Here is an 18,936-nt window from a genome sequence, read left to right on the forward strand (position 1 = left end):
CTAAAAAAGCCTGTACTATTGTTTCAGGCCTTGCTGTGGCGGAATGATACCCCGCGTCAGTGAAAGATTGCGTACCTCATATAGAACTAAAATATATAGCTCATACGTATTTAACATCGAGTGTAAAACTAAAGGCTAGTTGTTAAATTTTGCCCCTGTGTCTTACTAAAGGTATGCATGAAATTTGCTCAGGATGGCCTGAATGCTCATAGGATGTCATTCGAAAGTCTGATTTTCGATACCTTACATCCTCACCCTAAATAATGCCTATAGATTAAGATAAGTGACTATCACTTAGCGAGAGATATCATGAAAAATGCGCTTTTAAATCGATTTCCACCTTTTGTTGCATGTTGGTTGTGCTGTATTTTTGCGAGCTTTGTCAGCATTAACCTAGCGAATGCAGCGGACAGCAATCTACTCAATGCCAAGCAACGTCAGTTATTAGTCAGCGAAATGCAGCAAACTGGCACGGTGCGAGTCATTGTGGAGCTTGATATTGACTCGAATGGATCATCATCATCCGTTGATGAAAATAACAGTGCAAGCCAAAGTGACAGCAACCAGCAAGGCGTGAGCGACGCTAATCGTGAGGCCAGCACGATGCGAGCAATCGCAACTGCCCAAGCTAACTTACAATTGACCTTGAATCAAAGCGGCGCGCAGTTAAAGCACAGCTTTGTTCATTTGCCTTTGGTGGTGTATGAAATTAATGCTCGGGCCTTATTAGTACTCGAAGGTCAAAGTGATGTACGCAGTATTCAGCTTGATAATATTCGTCAGCCTACACTCGCCCAAAGTACCAGTATTATTGGCAGCGATGAGGCTTATGATATTGGGGCCAATGGAGCCGGTCAGACAGTAGCCGTGCTTGACTCAGGTGTTGAGGCAAATCATCCGTTTTTAAATGGTAAGGTGGTTTCTGAAGCGTGTTTTTCCACTAACCGCAGCTCCGGCTTTTCTGAGTCTGTCTGTCCTAGTGGTAATAATGATGAAATAGCCGATGGCGCTGCCCAAGCCTGTGATTTTAGTGGCTGTTACCATGGTACCCACGTGGCAGGCATTGTCGCAGGTAATAGCGATACCTTACACGGGGTTGCTAAAAACGCCGATATCATCGCCATTCAAGTGTTTTCAAAGATCCTCGATAGTAGTTATTGTGATGGTAATCCACCTTGTTTAGGCGCCTACGATTCTGACGTTATTCAAGGATTAGAACGAGTATATAGCCTGCGAAATACCTATGCTATTCCGTCCGTGAACATTAGCTTAGGGGCGGGGGGGTATCTCACTCAAAGTGATTGTGATTCAGCTAACCGCAGCTACGCGGCAGCAGTCGGTAAACTCGACGAGGCGGGTATCGCCGTCGTGATCGCGTCGGGTAACAGTGGTTATAGCAACAAAATAAGCGCACCTGGGTGTGTCACTGGTGCGGTAAGTGTTGGGGCAACAACGGATAACGACAGTGTCGCGTCATTCACTAACCGAGCAGATTATTTAACCCTATTGGCACCCGGCACGAGTATTGTTTCCTCTGTACCCGGCGGAACTTATTCCTCGTTGCAAGGGACATCTATGGCGGCTCCTCATGTGGCTGGCGCATTTGCTGCGCTGGCTTCATTGGATAACAAACCTGATAAAGGGCAAATTTTAGCGGCGCTATTAAACACGGGCAAGGCCATTGATGTCAGCACCTTGACATTTGGTCGCATCGCATTAGGCGCCGCCGCCGAGAACCTCATGCCCGAGCCTGCAATTAATCAACAATTAAGCATTCGCCTAACGGTTGATAATTCAGAAGAGTTGTACTTTAACGGGGTACTGTTAGGCGAGTCTGCAGATTGGAAAAGCAGCCAGTTCTATAGCGTTAATGTGACGCAAGTCAATAATGTGCTGGCAGTCAAAGCGATGGATGTTGATGGTTTAGCAGGACTGCTGGCTGAATTAGAGTTAGCGGGTCAACCTTTGTATAGCGATGAAAATTGGAAAGTTTCTACTGAGCATGTTGAAGGTTGGCAGCAAACCGATTTCGATGATAGCCAGTGGCAACCAGCCAGTACCTATGGTTACTACGGCGTGTGGCCTTGGTATAAAAAAGTACAGGGATGGGCAAGTACAAGCCAAGCGCAGTGGCTATGGTCAGATGAACGTTATGACGACGATACTGTGTACTTTCGTTATCACATAACTGCAAGTGATGAGGCTGCGCCTGATCCTGTGGTGATTGAAACGCTGGCCTTAGCACAAGGGCAGGTGAATGAAGCTTATTCAAGCATGCTGTCTGCCAGTGGTGGAAGCGAGTCTTTTGTATGGTCACTAACAAACGGTAGTTTACCTAATGGGATTAGCCTTGAGACGCAAAGCGGGGAATTGGCAGGAACACCTAATGAAGCAGGCGAATTTACCTTTACTGTTCAGGCTAGTGATACAACAGGCACACACGCTCAGCAAACCTTTACGCTGTCTATCGCCGCCGCGCCTGTCACCTCTGAAATGGCAACGATCACAATATCGGTTGATAACTTTGAAGATACTTACTTTAACGGCGTATTCTTAGGCTCATCAAACAACTGGATGTACGCTAAGAGTTACATCGTGGAACTGGCCTCTGGTCGCAACGTATTAGCGGTGAAGGCCCAGGACGTAGATGGCATTGCGGCGCTTATCGCTAAGATAGAAACCGAACAGGGCGTTATCGTCAGCGATACGCAGTGGAAAGTTTCTACGCAAACGTTTGATGATTGGAATACGCAAAGTTATGACGATAATAGTTGGGGTTATGCCGCAGAGTATGGCGCTTATGGGGCTTTACCTTGGCGCTCGCGAGTGAGCGGATTGTATGGCTCCAATGGCGCCAATTGGATTTGGTCAGATGATAACGAGCTGCATGATCTGGTCTATTTTAGGCTGGTGATTGAACGTCCCTAAATAAACACAATTTTTAACAGCTAAAAAGCCGAGTTGATATATCTGACTCGGCTTTTTATTTTTTGTAACCCTCATCACAATTCGCCCTCATTGCACTCTTGTCAAATGCCCAGTCAGAAAAATGACACTTGTCTTTGTGTTTTTCTCTAGAGGCGGATTTCGGCTTATAAGCTATTGATTAAATTAATAATACTCACTTTGGCATAATCTCTGCTGAACGGTAGGATATTAGTTAAACACTAGCTGCACACCAAAGGCAGCAAAAGGTATTCATATGCTAGGTTCTGCCCATATTCAACTCACTAATACGCTTGGCCAAGATGTTGCGCGCACAGCAAGGCCAACAGTAGGCTCAGCCCACGTATTACAGCAATTGCTGCCTACATTATGGGTAAATGAACCTAGAATGCGATATCAGCCTATTACGGGGTTGGATTATTATATACGCGAAGAAACTGAACACTTGTTAGCACGGATTGAAACCCACTGTGAAATGGTTCTAGAGGCTGCGGGCGCCAATGCTGGCGATAAAGCCATGCCCAAGTTTACGTTAAGGTTTGCCAACGGGGAGTGCGTACTCGCAGGGCAATACCCGCCAGCGCTATTAACACAACTCAAGCAAGATCGCTGGCTCATGGATGCCTTCGCCTGGCTTGTACCCAATTATTTCGCATTAGTGCACTCGTTAGAGTTGGTCGCTTTTTCACATGTTTATCAGCGCTCACGCTCAAAAGCGAGCAAGACTTACCGTCATTTTGATGGTGAAAATAACGGTTTATATGTATCAATCAAATTTGATACAGGCAAAGCCCAGTGGAATATCGCCTCACCGATTAACGTTTTTCATTTGCAGGCAACGAAGAAATAAGGCCATTTAGTTCAGTCAATGAACGCGAATCTATTTGAGCTATTCGTTTCATTAACTGTGCTTTTCCCCGCGGTTGCCGAACCTAAACACTAGTTGCGATAAATGATGCTTGTTACAATGGGCATTGGGTTAGCTTTGCGCTTACACCTTCATATCACACAAATAAAAATGCCCTCTGGATAGGAGGGCACTAATCGTCAATGAGGCATTTTTATTTTACTAACTAAATGCAGTTGTAACCCAGTTTGTTATTCAGATGTTTGCTCTCGACCTAGTAAGGCTAGTGCAGCTTCTTTTGCGGGTTTGGCTTCGTATAAGACTTTGTAGATTTGCTCACAAATCGGCATTTCTACGTTATGACGCGCAGCCAATTGATGTACTTCTTTGGTATTGCGGTAACCTTCAACCACTTGGCCGATTTCTGCAATCGCGTCGTCTATGCTTTTTCCGGCGCCTAAAGCTAAACCGAAACGACGATTACGGGATTGGTTATCAGTGCAGGTTAATACCAAGTCACCTAGGCCTGCCATACCCATAAAGGTTTCAGGCTGTGCGCCTAAGGTAATACCTAAGCGAGTTAGCTCTGCTAGACCACGGGTGATCAAAGCCGTTCTGGCGTTTGAACCAAAGCCTAAGCCATCGGCTAACCCAGCGCCTATGGCAATGACGTTTTTTACCGCACCGCCTAATTGCACGCCAATAAAGTCATTGTTTTTGTATACCCGAAATGAACGAGAGCAGTGCAGCATATTGGCAAAATCTGTGGCCAATTGATCATCCGTTGATGATACGGAAATAGCGGTGGGTAAGCCTGCGACCATTTCTTTAGCAAATGTGGGGCCTGACACCACCGCAAGAGGAATAGTATCACCGAGTATTTCCCGGGCAACATCTTGCAATAATCTGCCGTTTTGGGGATCGAGTCCCTTGGTGGCCCAAATAATTCTGTGCTCTGATGTGAGCATGGGTTTAATTTGGCGTAACAACGCTGAAAAGCCGTGGCTTGGGGTCACAATGAGTAAATCATTGTTTAGGCTCACCGCGCTGCGTAAATCGACTTCAATACTTAATGGCTCGGGGAAAATAGCCCCTGGTAAGTATTTTTGATTACTTCTGACGTCGGCCATATCTTGCATTTGCTTTGGGTCTCGGCCCCATAATGTGGTGACAACCCCATTTCTGGCCAGACAAAAAGCAAGGGCGGTGCCATACGACCCCGCCCCCAATACTGAAACTGTTTGTTTCATTAGCTCAGTACTTACGCGTCTAACTGCGTAGGCGCTTGCTCTTGTGCTTGTTGAGCCGCACGTTTTTGCATGTAAGCTGCAAAAATAGCGTCAAAGTTAACAGGCGCAAGATTAAGGGGCGGGAACGTACCACGATTAACTAAGTTAGAAATCGTTTCACGAGCATAAGGGAAAAGCGTGTTCGGGCAGAAAGAACCCAACATGTGCGCTTTATTTTGCTCAGGCATATCGCCGATAGCAAAAATACCCGCTTGTTGTACTTCACACAAAAAGGCTGTTTCTTCACCTAACATGGCGGTCACTGTAACAGCCAAGACGATTTCATAGACGTTTTCTTCAATCAGCGCACTACGTGTGTCCAAATCTAATTGAACTTCAGGTTTCCATTCTTTTTGAAAAATAGCCGGTGAATTTGGCGTTTCAAAAGAGATGTCCTTGGTGTAAATACGCTGGATTGCGAATTGAGGTCCCTGAGCGGCTTGAGCTGCGTCAGCTGGATTTGTTTGGTTTTCTTCAGCCATTTTGCTTCCTTAAATTTTCTGCTTAAGCAGAAAGTAATGTATCTAATTTATTTTGTGATTCTAGCGCGAACAAATCGTCACAACCACCTACGTGTTGTATTCCAATAAATATTTGCGGCACGGTTGAACCACCGTTAGCGCGAGTGATCATTTCTGAACGTAGTTCAGGCTGAACATCCACTTTAAATTCGGTGTATTGCACGCCTTTCTGCTCTAGTAGCGCCTTCGCGCGGTGACAGTACGGACAGTGTCCTTTGGTGTATAACTCGACTTTACTCATGATAAAAATACCTTTTTGTTTATTTGCTAATTGGAAGACTCGCACCTTGCCAGGCGTTCATCCCTCCTTTAAGAACGGTTACCTGCTCAAAACCTTCCTTAAGCATTTGGTTTGCAGTACGTTTACATGTCATTCCCATTGCACACACAACAATAATGGGTTTGTCTTTTTGTTTTTCAAGGCTAGCGAAATCGCCCTTAGTGACGAGCTCAGGTTTAATTTGCTTGGCGCCTAAAATATGGCCCTTTTTAAATTCGGCCACTGGGCGGATATCCAGCACCATGGCGTCCTCTTTATTCATTAGAAGCGTAGCCTCGTGGGTGCTGAGCTCTTTTAATTTTGAAAATGAACTCGCGACAGTGGTGTATAGCAGCGATACTAACAAAGCGACGAATAAACCCGCTAAAATGTAGTGATTTGTAGCAAATTCAATCACTTGATCCATAATTATTGCGCCTCTTTAAAGCATTTAAGGTAAAAAAATGAGAGCAAAGTATATAGAAATTACTGCCTAAAACCAGTAGCAGTGCGCCACCAAGCCATAACTTATAAAATAAGGTTTTGTAAACACGCGAGTTTTTCCACTAATTGCCCGTGACGAGCCAACACACACAGGATAATATGGTACCTGTGTGTGTAGAATGTTTACTTGCACTTTGCAATCTATCGTTCTGACCCCAAGTTACTTTTTTACAACCTTTTTCAGCGGAGACAATCATGAGCCAAGGCAAAAAAACGTTAGCCCTAATTATAATGGACGGGTGGGGACACCGAGAAGACACCACCAATAACGCGATTGCCCACGCAAACACCCCGGTACTAGACCGCTTAACAAAAGAAACTACCAATACACTTATCTCTGCCTCAGGTATGGATGTGGGGTTGCCGGGTGGACAAATGGGTAACTCAGAGGTAGGTCACGTAAATTTAGGCGCAGGCCGTGTGGTATATCAAGATTTTACCCGAGTGACCAAAGCGATTAAAGACGGTGATTTTTTCGAAAACGAAATATTGGTCAACAATGTAGATAAAGCCATTAAGCAAGATAAAGCCGTTCATATTATGGGCTTGTTATCCGAAGGTGGTGTACACAGCCACCAAGACCATATCTTTGCGATGATTAAGCTGGCAGCTAAGCGCGGCGCGAAAAAAATCTATTTGCATGCATTTTTAGACGGTCGCGACACTCCGCCTCGTAGCGCTAAAGCACCGCTTGAAGCCGCTGATAAAGTATTCGAAGAGCTCGGTGTGGGCAAAACAGCTACCTTAGTGGGCCGCTATTACGCCATGGATCGCGACTCTCGTTGGGATCGTGTTGAAAAGGCTTACAAGGTCATAGCCAAAGGTGAAGGGGCTTTCAATGTAGCGAGTGCCGTGGAAGGGTTAGAAAATTCTTATAGCCGAGATGAAAACGATGAATTTATGCAACCTACTGTTATTGGTGATGCTGCGCCGATTGAAGCGGGTGATGCATTAGTCTTTATGAACTTCAGAGCGGATCGTGCCCGTGAAATCAGTCGTCCGTTTGTGGAGAGCGACTTTAGTGATTTCGACAAAGGGCAACATATTGATCTGAGCGCATTTGTGATGCTGACTCGCTACGCGGAAAGCATAGATGCACCAGCAGCTTATCCTCCGGTGGCATTGGTCAATGTCATGGGCGAGTGGTTAGCGAATCATGGTAAAACCCAATTACGTATATCCGAAACAGAAAAGTTCGCTCACGTGACCTTTTTCTACAGCGGCGGTAAAGAAGATTTATATGAAGGCGAAGAACGTATTTTGATCCCTTCACCAAAAGTCGCCACTTATGATTTACAGCCAGAAATGAACTCCACTGAGCTGACTGATAAGCTTGTAGCGGCTATTGAGTCAGGTAAATTTGACGCCATTATATGTAATTATCCCAATGGCGACATGGTCGGTCATACCGGTAATTTTGCTGCGGCAGTGAAAGCCTGTGAAGCAGTAGATACCTGTATTGGACGTGTTGTTGAAGCGATTAATCACATTGGTGGCGACTGCTTAATCACTGCGGATCATGGTAACGCGGAAAAAATGGCGGATGAAACAACAGGTCAAGCACATACGGCTCATACCAGTGAGTTAGTGCCGTTTTGGCACGTTGGTCAAAAGACCACTGCACGCACTGGCGGCACCTTGAGTGATGTGGCGCCCACTATGTTGCACTTAATGGGCATGGAACAACCAAACGAAATGACTGGCACGCCCATTGTGACTTTGGTTAAGTAATTCTTTTGCAACCATTGTTGTCATGGATAAAAAACAAAAAAGCACCATGCTTATGGTGCTTTTTGTTTGTTTGCCTTTTACCATTTCAGGTGTTGGGCCAATCCAAAGAAGAACTACAAGCGCTGCAACAGCAGATTAAACAGAAACAACAGCAAGTTGCGAAACAACTGGCAAAAGCCAAAGCGTTGCAAGGTGAGTTAAAGCAAAGTGAGCTTAAAATTGCCTCCGCCGCCAAAGCACTTAACAGCACAGAACAAGAGTTAAAGGCGAACCAAGAGGATCAGCGAAACCTTAAAAAACGCCAAAGCGAAATTCAAAGTAAGTTAGCAAAGCAGCAAGAAACCTTAGCCAAGCAAATTCGCAGTGCCTTTATGACGGGCAATTATGATTACGCCAAAATGCTGCTTAACCAAGAAAGTGCGGCTAAATTTGAGCGCACGATCACGTATTACCAATACCTGAATAAGGCGCGAAGCGAATTAATTGATGAATTTCGAATGTTGGGCGAAGAGTTAACTGAAATCAATCTAAGTTTAATCGTGAAGCAAGATGGTCTGCAAAACCTGCTTGACCGTCAGCAGGCTCAACAGGCGACACTTACCCAAGGGCTGCGCAGTCGAGAGCAGACCCTAAGCAAATTACAATCAGCCATTGAGAGTGATGCGGCTAAGATTGAAGAGCTACAAGCGAACGAGCAAAATTTACGTAAAGCCATTGCTGAAGCTGAGCGTTTGGCCGCCTTAAAGCCAACCACCTTTGATGGTTTAGCGAAATTGAAGGGTCAGTTACTCATGCCAGCTGATGGGCGAGTGCGCAAATTATTTGGGACTAAGCGCCAAGGACAAGTGCGTTGGAAAGGCATTATCGTTGACGCCAATGCGGGCAGCAATGTGGTGGCGATTCATCACGGTAAAGTCTTGTATGCAGACTGGCTACGAGGGTTTGGTTTGGTCACGGTGATCGATCACGGCAACGGCTACATGAGTTTGTATGGGCATAACCAGGCCTTGTTACATCAGTCGGGTGATACTGTTTCAGCTGGGGAGCCGATTGCACTGGTAGGGCAAAGTGGTGGTCAATCTTCACCTAATTTGTATTTCGAAATTCGCTATAAAGGTGATCCGGTGAATCCTACCCAGTGGTTAAAGTTGTAGTGGATATTAATAACAATAAGCTCAGCAGGACACGCCGTATTTGCCTCGTCTTATTGTTAATGTTGATTGCTCCCGATACAGCCTACAGTGCGCAAATCGCGATTATCATTGACGATGTGGGAAATAGTTTTCTGCGTGATAAAGCGGCATTTTCCTTACCAAAGAATGTGGCTGTGTCCATATTACCCCACAAAAAAATGAGTCAAAAGTACGCTCTGTTAGCGAAAGAGCAGCAACGTGAATTTTTGCTGCACATGCCAATGGAGTCTGTTGCCGGGTTACGGCAAGAGCCGAATGTGCTGCTGGCGAGCATGAATGACAGTGACATATTGCAAACTCTTAACGCAGCGTTTGCCAGTGTGCCTGATGCCCTTGGTATGAATAATCATATGGGTAGTCGTCTTACTCAACTGGCTCATCCCATGCGTACGACTATGGGATATCTGCATCAACATGGTTTAATCTTTATTGATAGTCGCACCACCGCACTTACGCTGGCTGAAACGATTGCCAGACAACAGCATGTACCCACCATGCGGCGGCATGTTTTTCTAGACAATGATTTGTCGGTGGACAAAATAGACCGTCAGTTTAATTTATTAGTCACAAAAGCACGAAAATATGGACGCTCCCTAGCCATTGGTCACCCCCATAGCCAGACGATCACTTACTTGCAGCAACGACTGCCGAAATTAGCACAAGATAATGTGCAGTTAATCCCCCTCAGTGCTATGTTACTGCTGCAAGGTGGTAATGAGCCACCACGCGCTATTGCAGAATAATTCACTATTAGTCTTAACCCCAATTTTTAGGAGCCAAGCATGGCCGCTGCAAACCTACTTGCCTTGATTGATGACATCGCGACGATCCTTGATGACGTGGCTATTTTATCTAAAGTGGCAGCCAAAAAAACGGCTGGCGTGCTAGGTGACGATTTGGCATTAAACGCAGAGCAAGTCTCTGGTGTAAAAGCAGAGCGGGAACTGCCTGTTGTGTGGGCGGTTGCCAAAGGTTCATTTTTAAATAAATTGATCCTCGTACCATCAGCACTATTGATCAGTGCTTTTGCTCCTTGGTTGATTATTGTGTTACTGGTTATTGGTGGTTTGTACTTGTGTTTCGAAGGCTTTGAAAAAGTTGCCCATAAGTGGCTGCACAGCAAAGCGGAGCGTGAAGCAGAGCATCAAGAAAAGCTCAATGCGTTGGCGGACCCAACGGTTGATTTAGTCGCGTTAGAAAAAGGCAAAATTAAAGGGGCGATAAGAACAGATTTTATTTTGTCTGCTGAAATCGTAGTCATCGTTTTGGGCACAGTGCAGGCTGAGCCTTTAAGCACACAAATAATCGTTGTGTCATTATTGGCCATTGCTATCACCGTTGGGGTGTATGGTTTGGTTGCTGGTATCGTCAAACTAGATGATGCTGGTTTGTATATGCTGCGTAAATCTGTGTCTGGATCATTTAACCGCTTACAACGGTTCGTTGGGCGCAGTTTATTGATTATTGCGCCGTTACTGATGAAAAGCCTGGCCATTATCGGTACGGCTGCGATGTTTTTGGTGGGTGGAGGGATAGTGGTTCACAGCGTGCCCTTTGTGCATCATGTAGTGGCAAATGTGTTAACTCAGTTCAGTGGGGTAGGAAGTACTATTAATGCTATTTTACCCATACTAGCCGACGGTATAGTGGGTATTGTCGCCGGAGGACTGGTGTTATTAATCGTCTCTTTAATGGGGAAATTAGTATCTGCGTTTCGCGGTAAATAAACCCATAACCTTGTAATATTTTCACAAGTGGGACGGGGATAACAGCCCCTATCATTGCATATATTCATCAATGGTCATTTCATGTCAGCGTCAGTGTTGCACGCTGACTTTATTATGTGTTTGGAACTCTTCTTGCTTCTTTTTATTCAGTAAGCGCGTTTAGGGCTGCAGAGCAAAGCAGCCTAAACTTTGCGCTAGTAATAGCTATGTTATGACTTAAATATTTTAAGGAGCGTCTATATGCCATACGATTCTCATAAAGATCTGCCTGACACGGTGCAAAATGTGTTACCCCCTAAGGCACAGAGTATTTATTTAGCTGCGTTTAACAGTGCGTGGGATGAATACAAAGATCCCGACGACAGACGGGGAGACCAAGGGCGTGAAGAAGTCGCCCACAAAGTGGCTTGGTCAGCTGTGAAGCAAAAATATCAAAAAAATGACAATGGTCTGTGGCTTAAAAAAGTATAAGAGTCAGCCAATTTAATTGGCTTTTTGGGCATAACTCATGTGATTAGGCCTTGATTACTGGTAGTTATATGTTGGGATGATGATGACTTATTGTTAATTTTGATGATTTATCACATTAGTATGATATATCCTCAACCACTCGATTGACGCATATCCTAAAACAGGTCTTTCATGAAAAAAATCAATAAAATTCTTTTAGCAAGTGCCATGAGTGCATTGTTAGCGCAGCCTGCCTACGCCGACATTCGTGTTACAAATCCAAAAAAAGTGGGTATGTCTGAAGCTCGTCTTGAACGAATTGAACCGGCTATGCAGGCGTTTGTCGATCAGCAGAAGTTAGCTGGCACTGTGACCTTAGTGGCACGTAAGGGCAAAGTGGTACACCTTGAAGCAGTCGGATTTAGCGACCGTGAAGCTAAAACTGACATGGCAGAAGATACTATTTTCCGTATTTATTCCATGACCAAACCGATTACCGCTGTTGCTGCCTTAACGCTGTGGGAGCAAGGCAAATTTCAGATGAATGATCCTGTGAGTAAGTATCTACCTGAGTTAGCAAATCTTAAGGTATATGCAGGAATGGATGGCGATAAAATGATCCTTGAAGACACAAATAAGATCATGACCATTCAGCAGCTGTTTACCCACTCAGCAGGTTTCAGTTATGGTTTTAGCCAAAGCCCAGTGGATAAGTTGTATCAGCAATCGGCTCTGTTCTCGGGTAAAACCAAGCGTGCAGATTTGCTAACAGAAGTGGCTAAGTTACCGCTAAATCATCAACCCGGTACGAAATGGAACTACAGCATAGGCACCGATATAATTGGCGTGTTAGTTGAGCGTTTATCCGGTCAAACCTTAGGTGAGTATTTCAAGCAGCATATCTTTAACCCACTGAAGATGAACGACACTGGCTTTTATGTGCCAGCAGATAAAAAAGACCGTTTAGCGCAGATCTACGTTATCAATCAGCAAGGTCAAACGGTGCCAATGGAAAATGAACCACTTGGGGATTACTTATCTGCTCCTGAAATTGAATCAGGCGGTGGTGGTTTAGTCTCAACCATAGATGATTATTATACCTTTACCCAAATGCTGTTAAATGGCGGTGAGTATAAGGGCAAGCGTATTCTCGGACGTAAAACCGTTGAATACATGCGTACCAATCATTTACCCGCTAGTCTTATCCCATTTGAGCCTTCTGCGCCTGGTGAAGGTTATGGTTTAGCGATGTCGGTTACCGTTGATGAGCAAGGTGCGAATACTATGGGTTCAAAAGGCGATTATGGCTGGGCTGGAGCCGCTTCAACTTATTTTAGAATCGATCCAAAAGAGCAAATGATCATCATTTCAATGACTCAGCTTATGCCCTCTAGTTATTTTTCCTATAACAAAGACTTTAAGAACATGGCGTATCAAGCGTTAGTTGACTAATACTTACCAAATTAGATTAACGTTCAGCCACTGGGTTAAGCCCAGTGGTTTTTTTGTGTCTGCTAGTGGGCAAAAACGATTGATAGGTTAGTGTGTAGATTTTCCTCTTTGGTATCCCAAACTTACCCTAATGTATTGCGTATCAATGATTTTGTATTTTGTGCGTCATTAGTCAAAGGCGAGCACTGCATATTGATATCGTGTGCACATGCCCTTATCTAATAACGTATAGCGAGATTCATCTTCATTGTTCGCTGTTTGCAAAGTGATATATTTAACCTTGCCTAGCAGGCGTAGTTATTGCATTTGTCAGCGAATACAATCCATTATTGTCAGATGCGTTAAGGTTGACTCGTTAACGTAAAACCAATACTCAACACGTAAAGGCCAGGCCATGAAAAATGAAATGGACAGTAAGTTTATACTGTCAATCTTTGAGAAAATTAGAGAAAACGGTGAGCCTAAAGGTGAAGGCCATTTCCTTGCTGGTGTAACCGCTTTTAGTGATTTTGATGGCTATACTATTTTCATGGAAGATCAATTAGTTAAACTTCGTTTTGGCTTTCATAACCAATATCATTTTGATTATGAAAAAGATGAGCACATGGTGCAATTTGAAAAGAAACTTAAGGCTATCGATAACGATTACTGATCGACAGAGATAAATCGCATCAGAGGCTATTATTTAAGCCACTGATGCAACTCAGCTCTTAGGTCTGCCAGCACAATCGGTTTAGATAGGTAGGCATTCATACCCGCAGCTAAGCAAGCCTCTCGATCACCTTTCATAGCGTTAGCGGTGAGCGCTATAATGGGCAAGGTTGAGGCGTAATTTTCATGCATGTTCTTGCGAATAATACGGCTTGCTTGATAACCGTCCATGATCGGCATTTGGCAATCCATTAATATGGCATCAAAAGGTTTATCTGCCTGCTCAAGGTTATGGATAGCCTCTTGCCCGTTTTCTGCTACTTGCACTGAGCAGTGCAATTTCTTAAGCATTTCGATCACCACCTGCTGGTTAATAAAGTTATCTTCTACCAACAGAATATGCGGCGCTTGTTGATGTTTATTCAGTAACTTTGTCGCAGGCTGATTTTTACTGTGTTTAGCTGGTGAATCTTTCTCTACAGCCCCGGTAAACGCTGCGCTCAAGGTAGCGGGCTTAATAGGTTTAGTGACATAGCTAACCGCCCCTGTTAGCTGGCTGGATGTACCACTTTCAAGCCAATCATGGGGCGTCATTAAAATAATGTGCAAGGTGTTAAACAGATCGTTACTACGGATCGCTTTGGTTAACTCAATACCATTTATGCCGGGTAAATTGGTGTCGATGAGGACCATATCCATTTGCGTCGTGCTAAGGTGACTTCGGCGCAACAATTTTAGGGCCTGAGACGCGTTCTCTGCGTGATGCATGATCATATTCTGCGTCGCTAGCCACTGACGTAAAATATCCGTCAGTGTAGGATTGTCATCCACGACTAGCACCTGTAGGGGGCTTTCTCGCTCAGAAAATATAGGCAAACTTGGTGTATTGCCACGAGAAAATGCTTCTAACGATATGGTAAACCAGAATGTTGAACCTTGCTGCCATTTGCTGGCCACGCCAACCGTTCCACCGAGTAATTCACTCAGTTGCTTGCTAATAGCTAAGCCTAATCCGGTCCCCCCAAAGTGACGAGTGGTAGAGGAGTCGACTTGCATAAACTTAGAAAATAATGCTTGTTGATTATCTTCGTGAATACCAATTCCGGTATCCAATACATCAAATTTGAGTTGCTCATCCCCAGCCAATGCAGCCCGTAAAATGACTTCACCGTGATGGGTGAATTTAATTGCGTTACCCAACAGGTTATTTAAGATTTGTCGAATGCGACCTGGATCACTGGTGATCCACTGGGGTACGTCTGGATGTAAATCGAATATTAGCTCAAGGCCTTTTTGCTGGGCACGGCTGGCAAAGGTATCGATTATGTTTCCTAGCAGTAAGTGTAAATCGAAGTCGATTGAATCTATGCTCAACTTACCGGCTTCAATTTTGGAGAAATCTAAAATATCGTTGATAAGTAGTAGTAATGATTCACTGCTGCTGTGCACTAATTCGGCAAAATGGCGCTGTTTTTTAGTCAGTTCGGTGGCCAATAGTAAATCGTTCATGCCCACAATCCCGTTAATTGGCGTGCGGATTTCATGACTCATATTGGCTAAAAATTCACTTTTTGCCCGGCTGGCTTCTTTGGCTTGTTCTTCTGCCTTTTTCATTTCTGTAATGTCTTGAAAGGCACCCCGTAATAATATGGGTACGCCATCTTGATACTCGGCGTAACCAACCGCTCGAACCCAAATATGGTTCTTTTTGGCCGTAAGAAATGGCACTTGTAAGTCCCATTTCTTGCCATCAGCAATGGAGCTATTCATTGCATTTTTCACGGCGGGGCGCACGTCGCTGGGATAAAAGTTCATCGCGCTGGTTAAGTCAACTTCAGAGCCGATAGGTAATTCATGAATGCGGTACACTTGATCTGACCAAGTCACTTTGTTCGAGGCTAGGTCCAGTTCCCAACCACCTAATTTGGCCATTTCCCCAGTGGTTTCCAGTAGGTCCTGCTGGCGCCGGCGTTCTTTCTCAAAACGTTTGATTTGGCTGATATCTCTGGCGACCAATAAGTACCCCTCTAAGGTATCTTCCAGGGATATAATGCCCGTTACGGCGACCTCCATAGGAATTTGCTGGCCATTTTTGGTAACAAAGCTCCACTCATTTTCATCAACGTCCCTTTGTGAGGCGCGATAAAAAAAAGCCTCCATGGGAGAGGTAAATTTATGAGAACCTTGTTGTGAGAATTTAGTGAGTTCTGACGTCAGCATAAATTGCTGAATATTGGCGTCTTGTTTCAGTTCATTACGACTATAACCTAACACGGTTTCGGTGGTCTGATTACAGGTCAAAATCTGGCCATCAGCATCACATGACACCATTAACAAATGCGCACTGTCGAGTATCGCTTTTTGAATACTATTGGCCTTGAGCAGGGCAAATTCGGCATTTTTCTGTTCGGTTATATCGCTTTGAATGGCGATAAATCCGTCAAACGCACCGTTTTGATAAACTGGATGGCTATTGATTTTAAACCACAGTGGCGAACCATCTTTGCGGTAATTCAGTATTTCTATGTTGAACCGCTCTCGTTTTGCCACAGCATCACGCATCTGAGCGATCGTATCTGGGTTACTTTGTAAGCCTTGTAATACATGGCCGGGATTTTTGTCTTTGACTTCTTCTAAGTAATATCCCGTAATACGAGTAAAGCTGGGATTAACCCATTTGGTCTTGACGTTTTTATCGGTAATGAGGACGGCATTGTCGGTCTCTCGCAGCACTTTGATAAATAGCTCGTTACTTTGTAAGCCATTTTCTAACCACTTTTGCTGTTGGTGCTGGGCACCAATATCGTAATTCACACCAATGATTTTCGATACCTGCCCGTCGGCGCTGCGCACGGGCCTGGCAAATGCGCGTATATGACGCATCTCGCCTTTTGGCGTCACTATTCGAAACGCGATATCGAGTTTATCAATTGTGTTGAGCGACCGGTGAAGACAACCTAGGGCCTCTTCTTTGTCGTCAGGGTGGAGTAAATCACTCCATTGGTTTAACTCCCCGCTAAAATCAGCGGGATCACAGCCATGCAGAATAAACATCTGTTCATCCCAAATGAGCTTCTGTTGCTCCAGATTGAATTCCCAAATACCTATTTGTGCCACACTTGTAGCGACATTAATGCGATGAATAATGTCATAAATCTCATTCCCCGTTGGTGGGCGAATGTTACTTGGGTTGATATTAAGCACATATGACGTATCGGTTTCCAGCCAAGAAACGGGTTTTACCTGGACTTCCGCGATGAGATGTTCATCGTTGATGATCATGCATTTGTAAATGCCGTTAAGTTGCTCGTTTTCTTGTGCCTCGGCATAGAACAAATGATCGTCAAAAGGTTGGTTTTTATCGGAATAAAAATTCTCTAACAACTGATTGATCTGCATGTCAGTTATTTTCTTTGCTTGGTATCCAAATAAGGCACAGGCCGCCTCGTTAGCAAACAATATTTGCTGCTCTTTGGTTACGTGTAAAGTCGCGCTATTTACCGCATCGAGTCCACAATAATAAGCGTCGAGAGAATTGAGTTGGGCCATTCATTTTCCGTTTAAATCAAAGTAATTCTGCCCATTTAGCGAGGTAAATCGGCGCTGCATTGGGACAAACTTAGAATCTATAGAATAAAGTAATTAAAACTTTATACCCAGTTAATTAGTAATCGCTCATTTGTCGATTACAATAGCCCAACTTTTTTTGCTTCGGATCCGACCTTGCACCAATCTTTTGTTGCCGCCCCAACATTCACATTGACGTTTTTACACCCACGGTTTTGGCTAACATGGGTCAGTATCGTCCTGCTTTATACGATTTCTTGGTTACCGTATAGGCTACAGACATATATCGGCAGGGGACTCGGTAAACTGTTGTCTGTGTTAGCAAAAAAGCGCGTACAGATTGCTAAACGCAATTTAGCGCTGTGTTTTCCTGATTATAGCCCGGCTCAACGTCAAAAATTGCTTGCTGACAATCTAGATAATGCAGGTATGGCCTTGTTAGAAGCCAGCATGGGGTGGTGGTGGCCTACTTGGCGGATCAAAAAAATGGCTGAGTTTGAAGGATATGAACACATCGAGGCAATTTTAGCGCAAGGTAAAGGGGTGTTAGCCTACGCTATTCACAATATGAATTTGGAATTTGCGGTGCGGGTGGCAGGCCTGCGCAATCCGTCGGTGGCGTTTTACCGCAAGCATAACAACCCACTGATGGAATACATGCAGTATCACGGGCGTAATCGCTCAAACAAGTACATGGTGCATAAACGCGATGTACGGGGGCTTATTCAAGCGCTCAACGATGGCGAAATATGCTTTTACTTGCCTGATCAAGATTATGGTCGAGTAAAATGTGAATTCGTGCCCTTTTTTGCCGTTGAGCAAACGGCCACCACGACGGGCTCATTACTGTTTGCCAAGGAGGCCAATTGTGAAACTGTTTTTCTTGCATCGATTAAAACCGCCACGGGTTACAAAATTAAAGTGGTTCCCGGACTGGAGAGTTTCCCCTCTGGTGACGATAAAGAAGATGTAGCTGGTATGAATAAAATGGTTGAGTCTCTCGTGTTAGAAGCACCAGAGCAGTATTTGTGGATGCATAAGCGTTTTAAAACGCGACCCAATAAAGATGACCCTTCGTTGTATGACTAAGGGTGAAATGGTTGTCTGTAGAGTGAATTAGCACTCGTCCAGTTTGTTGTTTTTAAGGTAGTTATGGTAGCAATGAAACACAATCCCAGTGAATCTCAATCATTTGCATGGTGGCGTCACGCCCTATTAGCTTTGGCGTTGATCCTGATTGCGATTTTCGTGATTGTATTGCAGCAGATGAATATCAATGCACCGATACCAGAAGGTGGGGAAGGACCTAAGTCTGTTGCTCAGAACATGACGGATTTTTATGCTGAATACCGTTTGTCATCACGCCATCCCAGGGGGGAAAACATAGGGGATTTTGTCAATGTGGTGAATATGTCAGATACGCCCCTTGGCGAGCGCTTAAAAAAGATGGAAAGCCTGCAAAAACCACTGGCACCTAATTGGGTAGGCGAATACAAACACCGCTCATTCAAAGCCGGTTCGACATTGCGTGATAGTATTATCTCCTATGCTCAATCAGAAGGTATGCAGGTAATATGGGAACTTAATCGTGACTTTATCATTAAGCATGCCTTTCAAATCGACAACTCAATTGTGGGTAGTCTGCATGAGATTTCTCGCGCCATCGACAGTAATTTCGATGGCACCGTAAAAACTTATGTATGCCCTAAGCAACGTTCATTGGTGATCACTGCGGTGATTAGCCAATATTTAAAACAGAATTGCAAAGTCGTAGGCTGATTGTCACTGCCGTTACTTTG

The 18,936-nt window shown here is 44.5% G+C and carries 16 protein-coding genes; 11 read left to right on the forward strand and 5 right to left on the reverse strand.

All coding sequences use genetic code 11. The features are described 5' to 3' along the window. The first annotated feature begins 309 nt into the window (after window positions 1–309). Entirely contained in the window at window positions 310–2,928 is a 2,619-nt protein-coding gene (locus GPLA_RS21000) for a S8 family serine peptidase (protein WP_007107041.1), read from the forward strand. Window positions 2,929–3,202: 274 nt separating this feature from the next. Continuing rightward, window positions 3,203–3,796 (forward strand): hypothetical protein, encoded by a 594-nt coding sequence (locus tag GPLA_RS21005; protein ID WP_007107042.1) that lies wholly within the window; start codon window positions 3,203–3,205, stop codon window positions 3,794–3,796. Window positions 3,797–4,044: 248 nt separating this feature from the next. Here GPLA_RS21005 and gpsA read toward each other — a convergent pair whose 3' ends face one another. Genes gpsA through GPLA_RS21025 form a run of 4 tightly spaced genes read right to left on the reverse strand, consistent with a single transcriptional unit; the run spans window position 4,045 to window position 6,289 of the window. Further along, window positions 4,045–5,043, reverse strand: coding sequence for an NAD(P)H-dependent glycerol-3-phosphate dehydrogenase (gpsA, locus tag GPLA_RS21010; protein WP_007107043.1), 999 nt, complete (start codon window positions 5,041–5,043; stop codon window positions 4,045–4,047). An 11-nt stretch (window positions 5,044–5,054) separates the two neighbouring features. Next, the gene (secB, locus tag GPLA_RS21015; RefSeq protein ID WP_007107044.1) at window positions 5,055–5,564 is read right to left on the reverse strand and encodes a protein-export chaperone SecB; all 510 of its coding nucleotides are present in this window, start codon (window positions 5,562–5,564) and stop codon (window positions 5,055–5,057) included. Between the two features lie 22 nt (window positions 5,565–5,586). Further along, window positions 5,587–5,844 (reverse strand): glutaredoxin 3, encoded by a 258-nt coding sequence (grxC, locus tag GPLA_RS21020; protein WP_007107045.1) that lies wholly within the window; start codon window positions 5,842–5,844, stop codon window positions 5,587–5,589. A 19-nt stretch (window positions 5,845–5,863) separates the two neighbouring features. Then, window positions 5,864–6,289: a rhodanese-like domain-containing protein gene (locus tag GPLA_RS21025; RefSeq protein ID WP_007107046.1), complete on the reverse strand. Its 426-nt coding sequence runs from the start codon at window positions 6,287–6,289 to the stop codon at window positions 5,864–5,866. 272 nt (window positions 6,290–6,561) lie between these two features. Between GPLA_RS21025 and gpmI the strand changes: the two genes are divergently transcribed. The 7 genes from gpmI (at window position 6,562) to GPLA_RS21060 (ending at window position 13,571) form a co-directional block, all read left to right on the forward strand. After that, window positions 6,562–8,097 (forward strand): 2,3-bisphosphoglycerate-independent phosphoglycerate mutase, encoded by a 1,536-nt coding sequence (gene gpmI / locus GPLA_RS21030; protein WP_007107047.1) that lies wholly within the window; start codon window positions 6,562–6,564, stop codon window positions 8,095–8,097. A 62-nt stretch (window positions 8,098–8,159) separates the two neighbouring features. After that, complete coding sequence (locus GPLA_RS21035; RefSeq protein WP_007107048.1) at window positions 8,160–9,251, forward strand: murein hydrolase activator EnvC family protein; 1,092 nt, start codon at window positions 8,160–8,162, stop codon at window positions 9,249–9,251. Then, a complete protein-coding gene (locus GPLA_RS21040; protein ID WP_226993169.1) occupies window positions 9,251–10,033 on the forward strand; it encodes a divergent polysaccharide deacetylase family protein in 783 nt (260 codons plus the stop codon). The genes GPLA_RS21035 and GPLA_RS21040 overlap by 1 nt, the downstream gene beginning before the upstream one ends. Before the next feature lie 39 nt (window positions 10,034–10,072). Next, a complete protein-coding gene (locus GPLA_RS21045) occupies window positions 10,073–11,017 on the forward strand; it encodes a DUF808 domain-containing protein (RefSeq protein ID WP_007107050.1) in 945 nt (314 codons plus the stop codon). 240 nt (window positions 11,018–11,257) lie between these two features. Beyond that, the gene (locus GPLA_RS21050) at window positions 11,258–11,488 is read left to right on the forward strand and encodes a ChaB family protein (protein WP_007107051.1); all 231 of its coding nucleotides are present in this window, start codon (window positions 11,258–11,260) and stop codon (window positions 11,486–11,488) included. Between the two features lie 171 nt (window positions 11,489–11,659). Then, the gene (locus tag GPLA_RS21055) at window positions 11,660–12,919 is read left to right on the forward strand and encodes a serine hydrolase domain-containing protein (RefSeq protein WP_007107052.1); all 1,260 of its coding nucleotides are present in this window, start codon (window positions 11,660–11,662) and stop codon (window positions 12,917–12,919) included. A gap of 394 nt (window positions 12,920–13,313) precedes the next feature. Further along, on the forward strand, window positions 13,314–13,571 hold the full coding sequence (locus GPLA_RS21060) for a DUF3081 domain-containing protein (RefSeq protein WP_007107053.1): 258 nt from the start codon (window positions 13,314–13,316) through the stop codon (window positions 13,569–13,571). Window positions 13,572–13,600: 29 nt separating this feature from the next. Here the strand turns inward: GPLA_RS21060 and GPLA_RS21065 are convergent, their stop codons facing one another. Next, window positions 13,601–17,119 (reverse strand): PAS domain-containing hybrid sensor histidine kinase/response regulator, encoded by a 3,519-nt coding sequence (locus GPLA_RS21065; RefSeq protein WP_007107054.1) that lies wholly within the window; start codon window positions 17,117–17,119, stop codon window positions 13,601–13,603. Window positions 17,120–17,293: 174 nt separating this feature from the next. On the opposite strand from GPLA_RS21065, the gene lpxL reads away from it, so the two are divergent. Continuing rightward, entirely contained in the window at window positions 17,294–18,226 is a 933-nt protein-coding gene (gene lpxL / locus GPLA_RS21070; RefSeq protein ID WP_040515582.1) for an LpxL/LpxP family Kdo(2)-lipid IV(A) lauroyl/palmitoleoyl acyltransferase, read from the forward strand. A gap of 72 nt (window positions 18,227–18,298) precedes the next feature. Further along, window positions 18,299–18,916, forward strand: a complete 618-nt coding sequence (locus GPLA_RS21075) for a TcpQ domain-containing protein (protein WP_040515610.1) — start codon at window positions 18,299–18,301, stop codon at window positions 18,914–18,916. The last annotated feature ends 20 nt before the right edge of the window (window positions 18,917–18,936 follow it).

Origin of the sequence: Paraglaciecola polaris LMG 21857, assembly GCF_000315055.1 — a bacterium.
Taxonomy (GTDB): Bacteria; Pseudomonadota; Gammaproteobacteria; order Enterobacterales; family Alteromonadaceae; genus Paraglaciecola; species Paraglaciecola polaris.

Excerpts from the sequence above, each read along its gene's own strand:
- GPLA_RS21000 (WP_007107041.1), top strand. The coding sequence starts at position 310 with ATGAAAAATGCGCTTTTAAATCGATTTCCACCTTTTGTTGCATGTTGG.
- GPLA_RS21005 (WP_007107042.1), top strand. The coding sequence starts at position 3,203 with ATGCTAGGTTCTGCCCATATTCAACTCACTAATACGCTTGGCCAAGAT.
- gpsA (WP_007107043.1), bottom strand. The coding sequence starts at position 5,043 with ATGAAACAAACAGTTTCAGTATTGGGGGCGGGGTCGTATGGCACCGCC.
- secB (WP_007107044.1), bottom strand. The coding sequence starts at position 5,564 with ATGGCTGAAGAAAACCAAACAAATCCAGCTGACGCAGCTCAAGCCGCT.
- grxC (WP_007107045.1), bottom strand. The coding sequence starts at position 5,844 with ATGAGTAAAGTCGAGTTATACACCAAAGGACACTGTCCGTACTGTCAC.
- GPLA_RS21025 (WP_007107046.1), bottom strand. The coding sequence starts at position 6,289 with ATGGATCAAGTGATTGAATTTGCTACAAATCACTACATTTTAGCGGGT.
- gpmI (WP_007107047.1), top strand. The coding sequence starts at position 6,562 with ATGAGCCAAGGCAAAAAAACGTTAGCCCTAATTATAATGGACGGGTGG.
- GPLA_RS21045 (WP_007107050.1), top strand. The coding sequence starts at position 10,073 with ATGGCCGCTGCAAACCTACTTGCCTTGATTGATGACATCGCGACGATC.
- GPLA_RS21050 (WP_007107051.1), top strand. The coding sequence starts at position 11,258 with ATGCCATACGATTCTCATAAAGATCTGCCTGACACGGTGCAAAATGTG.
- GPLA_RS21055 (WP_007107052.1), top strand. The coding sequence starts at position 11,660 with ATGAAAAAAATCAATAAAATTCTTTTAGCAAGTGCCATGAGTGCATTG.
- GPLA_RS21060 (WP_007107053.1), top strand. The coding sequence starts at position 13,314 with ATGAAAAATGAAATGGACAGTAAGTTTATACTGTCAATCTTTGAGAAA.
- GPLA_RS21065 (WP_007107054.1), bottom strand. The coding sequence starts at position 17,119 with ATGGCCCAACTCAATTCTCTCGACGCTTATTATTGTGGACTCGATGCG.
- GPLA_RS21075 (WP_040515610.1), top strand. The coding sequence starts at position 18,299 with ATGAAACACAATCCCAGTGAATCTCAATCATTTGCATGGTGGCGTCAC.